Raw genomic sequence first — 5,203 nt, forward strand, 5'->3', positions numbered from 1 at the left:
AGGTCTTGCTTATTTAACAGGATGATACTGACATAACCAATAAATCCGGTAATGAATGGGAGGAGAGCTAATCCTCCATATGTTGCTGTGTTATAGATCCCCATCATTGCCCCCTGAGGGGCACCCGTCTCTGCAAGGAATGCCATCTGGGCGATTATCACCACACCTGCAAATGCCCCCATGAGAGGAAAACCCCATGGTGTCTCAAGGCAGATGATGACTGAACCGGCTATCCCCACAGCGGCAATTCTGATGGTTGTTACCGGGTCGAGTCGGATATGTGAGACGATCATCACCGAGATCATCGTCGCCAGATTCATACTCGCAATATAGATGCCGGTAGAGAACGGGTCATGGCCTCCAAACTCAGGGTAGAGGGCAGTTGCAGCCCCGGTCGTACCGACGATGATAATTGCTGAATACCAGAGCCATTTGTATTGATTCAGGTACCGGGGGATCTCAGATGGGGGTTGTATCTTCTGTCCAATCCCTTTTGTCATCGTCAGTGAGAGGAGAAATGCCACTGTTGAGATGGCTGTAAAGGCAAGAAGGCCGGATCTCGGTTCATGTACAATAGATACAATCCAGCCTGTCCCCACAAGTCCTGCAAGGAGCCCGGCGTTTAATGAGCCCATAAAAAAACCTGATAATCGTGTATGATCCGGATCGGAATTTAAAAGAGACATTGCTGATGCGATGAGAAGACCAGCACCAATCCCCTCAAAGATCCTGGCGAGGATGATAAGAAGCGGAGACCCTACGGTGATGAGAATGATGCCTGAAATGACCGTCATCGCAAGACCGATCTGAATTAAGAGACGAGATCCGATCCGATCACTTGCAAGACCGGCTGGAAATACGGTGATGAGTGCACCAAAAAAGTATGATGAGAAGATGATCCCCTGAAGGGTTGATCCCTCTCCAAGGGCAGGCAGTACCGGCACCACTGCATTTGATAGTGCCATTACAGCAAAGATACCGAGGATTGGGGGGATGCGGTTTCTCATGATATCACTGTCAGAAGACCCCCTGATCAGATCAAAGTTTTTGTATTATACCATCCGATAGGTCTCCAGGTTCATTGGTGAATGAGTCTGTATATGGTACTTCTTGTATATGGAACTTGCGAGATCGAGGGTTTTGCTCTCTTCGCCATGAATACAGAAGATCTTCTCCGGTTTTGGCTGCATGTGACCGACATAACTCATCAACTGTCGACGATCTGAGTGGCCGGAGAAACCTTCAACCGTTGTTACTTCAAGGTTTACAGTAATGCTGCCTTTTGAACCAACAGGGATCTCACGCCAGCCTTTCTGAATACGCCGCCCAAGTGTTCCATCGGCCTGATACCCGACGAAGACGAGGGTGTTCCGCTCATCTGCAGCGAGATTGTGGAGATACTCAATTACCGGTCCTCCGTTCATCATTCCTGATGTTGTTATGATGACTGAAGGATCGCCGTTGATGACTGCTTCACGCCGGTCAGATGAGTCAACCTGGACAAAACACTCTGAGAGGAATGGGTTTAACCCTTCTCTGAAGATCTGGTTTCTCAGATCCGAGTTGAGGTATTCAGGGTAGGTTGTATGAATGGCGGTCGCCTCTTTGATCATACCGTCAAGGTAGATCTTGATCGCCGGAAGTTCGCCCTTTCTGATACCTTCTTCAAGCGCAAGCATAACTTCCTGTGACCGCCCAACGGCAAATGCAGGGATAATGACTTTTCCCCCACGTTCGACCGTCCGTTTGATCACGTCATAGAGTTTCACCTCAGCATCACGCCTGCCGGGGGTTATATCCTGGGTTGCACCATAGGTGCTCTCCATGAAGATCGCTTCAAGACGAGGAAAACTCGCAACTGCCGGATTGAAGAGTCGGCTTTTTCCATAGTTGAAGTCACCGGTAAAGGCGATATTATAAAGTCCATCTCCAACATGGAAGTGAGCGATGGCTGATCCGAGGATGTGGCCTGCATTATGGAATGTCAGTTTGATATCAGGGGCAATATCAGTGACAGATCCATAGTTTAAACAGATCGAATGTTTGACATACTGCTTAACCTCATTTGAGGAGTAAGGAGCGGGACGATCCTCCTTTCGGATCACTTCAAGGTAATCAAGCTGAAGCATTGAGGAAAGATCCCTTGTGGGAGGTGTCGAATAGACTGGGCCTGAGAACCCGTACCTGAAGAGGAGAGGGATCAGGGCACAGTGGTCCAGGTGAGCATGGGTGAGGACGACAGCATCAAGGTTTGTCAATGGCTGGATCTCAGGAACTCCAAGGAACGGTGTTGCGCCATTTGTTGCACCCGGTTTCTCACCACAATCGATGAGGATTCTGCTCTCGGGTGTGGAGAGGAGGAATGCAGCCCTGCCGACCTCACGGCAGCAGCCGAGTGTGGTTACTCTGAGCCATTGATCTTTTGCATTAATATCACGATGGATACGTCTGCCGCTAACACGGAGGAACTCTTTCCTCTCGTCACGGCTGGCACGAAGGTACTGTCGGATCTGTTTAACCGTTGAACTCTCTATTGGGGGTGTACGGACGACTTTTGGTGTCCATCCGATGCTTTTTGTGATATCCCTGAGTGTTGCCCCATTCTTTCCTATGACAACGCCCGGCTTCTCCGCTTCGATTAAAACCTCACCGGTATCAGGGTCGAAGAAGATATCGGTTATTCCTGCATTTTCCGGGACAATACGTTTGATCTCGTCATGGGCTCGTTCCGGGTCCTCAAGAATATTTGGGCGAATGACGATCCTCTTTCTGAGATCACGTGCCAGCACCCGGATCAGATCCGCCTCATCGGCAAACTTCTTCGGATCATCGGTATAGATTACCAGTTCAGGTCCTTCAAATTCGACATCGGATACCGTAATACCGGACGGTACTTTACGGTTAATAAGCTCTTTAAGCTCTTTGAGTCTGTCCTCAATTAACATGGAATCTTCCTAAAAAAGTTATTGAAAATTAGGCGTGGAGGGTTTTGGCTATCTTTTCGAGGGTCATATCATCAAGCACCTCGAATCTCTCTTTTGTAATGACAGCCAGTTGAAATCCCTCTCCTGAACCCGCATCTCGTCTCATTGCGGACTTTAATGCGCGAACAGCCAACTCTATTGCTTCAGACTCGGAAAGACCTGATTTGAAACGGTCTTCAAGGACACCAAATGCCATTGGGGATCCCGATCCGGTTGCAACAAAATCGTCTTCACGGGTTGCACCTCCCATCGCATCAACAGAGTAAACTGAAGGTCCGGTCTCATCAACACCTCCGACGAGGAGCTGAACATAATACGGGAAGTACCGGTTCTGGTTCAGATAATTCGAGAGGAGTGTCGCTGTTGCACCGACTGAGATATTATATCTCCTTCGGATCTGGTAGAGGTTTGCCTCAACGCTCATCAACCGTGCGAGCTGTTGGGCATCGCCCACACCGCCAGCTGTCGTCAGACCGATAGTATCGGTAATCTGATAGATCTTCTTTGCCTGTTTACTGGCGATCATGTAGCCCATAGTCGCCCGTTTCTCTGTCGCAAGGACGACACCATCTGAGAATACGATTCCGATGGTTGTTGTACCCTTCATAATTTCCTGTGGCTGTTGCATCATCTCTATGCCCCCAAAAATCAGAACGCCAAAATGGTACGCGTTATACCATAGTTAGCGACTACTTTAGATAAATATTCTTATTGTGGATTATAGTCGAGGAGTGCTTTTATCAATTCCCGGTCATAAAGCATCGCGACAAGACGCTTATCACCATTAATGATTGGAAGCTGGTCTACTCTGCCTCGTTTCATCTTCAATGCACATTCGCTCACTCCGGCATTTGTCGGAACAGCGATAACTTTCTTCACCATCGCGAGTTTGACCGGTTTTGTGGGGAGCTGAATGCGTGAGATTCCATAGGAGATCATATGCATATCCCTGATGCTCTCCCAGGTCCACTCGTCATCATCAGTGCCGTTTGAGAAGTCGCTGACCTCGACATCATCCTCGATACAAGAACAGCGAATCAGGTCTCTTTCAGATATTATCCCATCAAGCCGGTTCTCAGAGTCAAGTAAAGGGATTGCATCAACTTTTGCAATCTCCATAATGCGCCCAACGATGGTAAGAGGGGTTTCGTTCCAGAGAGCAAAACACTTTGAGATATATTTATCTTTAATCTCTTCTTTAATTTTGAGTTGGGCTACAGCACCGACGAGATCAGCAACACTGATGAGGCCGATAAGTTTGTCGTTTTCGACAACGGGGAGACGTCGGATACTATTTTCGATCATAATCTGAGCCGCTTCCCGGAGGGTTGCATCGGGTCCGATAGTGATAGGATTATGCGTCATCAGGAGTGCAATCTGTGACTCAAGCGGGTTTCTCAGGAGATCTTTTCGTGTGATAATCCCGATCAGTTTCCCGTCTTTCATTACCGGCACACCACTGATTCCGGTACGTTTTAGGATCTTGAGGATCTCATCTCGATTTGCCGGAGTATCTGCGGTGACCACATTTTTCATCATGTAGTCACGGACGAGCATAATGCTTATACCCTCACCACCATGGTTGAAACAGTGCTGTACTTTACAACATGCCCTGAGACACTACCAATTAAGATACGGTCGATATCGGATTTTCCACGGGACCCAACGATAATAAGATCAATCTTTTCTGAATCGGCGAGGTTTAAGATCTCATTGCCTGCATGACCCTGAAGAAGATGTGTCTTTAATGCGACTCCCGCCTCAGAAGCTTTTGCTTCTGCTTTTTCGAGAAATGTTGTCCCTTCCTGTTCCAGAAGGCTATGGATGACCTCCCATGTGTTATCCATTGGTACTGACGATATCAGACCGGTTTCGATGACATATACTGCATGTAAATCCGCCTTCCATCCACGGGCCATCTCAATCGCCCGCTCAAGCGCTTTCATGCCAATTTCAGAGCCGTCTATAGCGACCAGAAGCGTGTGAAACATAGAAACCACCAAAATCAGTTCTTAGTTATTAGGTAGTGATCAATTAAAAAGAATCCTATCCAGAAGGTCTGATCCGATACGTGAAACAAGAGTTCTGTGCAGATCATGTGAGTATCTCAGGTTGGAGCGCATTGTATCTATCTCAATGATAGATGCAGGGCTCCCTTCTTCAATCCAGTAGGGGCTGCCGGTGAGATCAGATCCCGCAACTCCCATTGTAAGCAGAGT

Annotated in this window: 5 protein-coding genes and 1 pseudogene; all 6 read right to left on the reverse strand. The window is 48.0% G+C overall.

The annotated features are described in order from the left end of the window. The coding region (locus Q7V06_RS07575) for an MFS transporter (protein ID WP_304840202.1) at positions 1–1,007 on the reverse strand (1,007 nt) is incomplete at its 3' end. 45 nt (positions 1,008–1,052) lie between these two features. Beyond that, positions 1,053–2,945 (reverse strand): beta-CASP ribonuclease aCPSF1, encoded by a 1,893-nt coding sequence (locus tag Q7V06_RS07580; RefSeq protein ID WP_304840204.1) that lies wholly within the window; start codon positions 2,943–2,945, stop codon positions 1,053–1,055. Between the two features lie 28 nt (positions 2,946–2,973). After that, entirely contained in the window at positions 2,974–3,615 is a 642-nt protein-coding gene (psmB, locus tag Q7V06_RS07585) for an archaeal proteasome endopeptidase complex subunit beta (protein WP_304840206.1), read from the reverse strand. Between the two features lie 77 nt (positions 3,616–3,692). Beyond that, entirely contained in the window at positions 3,693–4,541 is an 849-nt protein-coding gene (locus tag Q7V06_RS07590; protein ID WP_304840208.1) for a CBS domain-containing protein, read from the reverse strand. Positions 4,542–4,546: 5 nt separating this feature from the next. Next, positions 4,547–4,975 carry a universal stress protein gene (locus tag Q7V06_RS07595; protein ID WP_304840210.1) on the reverse strand — a complete coding sequence of 143 codons (429 nt, stop codon included), beginning with the start codon at positions 4,973–4,975 and terminating at the stop codon, positions 4,547–4,549. A 39-nt stretch (positions 4,976–5,014) separates the two neighbouring features. Continuing rightward, positions 5,015–5,203 (reverse strand): annotated as a pseudogene (locus tag Q7V06_RS07600) (hypothetical protein); the annotation flags it as partial.

The sequence above is a fragment of the Methanocalculus sp. genome (assembly GCF_030651615.1).
Taxonomy (GTDB): domain Archaea; phylum Halobacteriota; class Methanomicrobia; order Methanomicrobiales; family Methanocorpusculaceae; genus Methanocalculus.

Coding starts and splice junctions, on each gene's coding strand:
- Q7V06_RS07580 (WP_304840204.1), bottom strand. CDS start 2,945: ATGTTAATTGAGGACAGACTCAAAGAGCTTAAAGAGCTTATTAACCGT.
- psmB (WP_304840206.1), bottom strand. CDS start 3,615: ATGATGCAACAGCCACAGGAAATTATGAAGGGTACAACAACCATCGGA.
- Q7V06_RS07590 (WP_304840208.1), bottom strand. CDS start 4,541: ATGCTCGTCCGTGACTACATGATGAAAAATGTGGTCACCGCAGATACT.
- Q7V06_RS07595 (WP_304840210.1), bottom strand. CDS start 4,975: ATGTTTCACACGCTTCTGGTCGCTATAGACGGCTCTGAAATTGGCATG.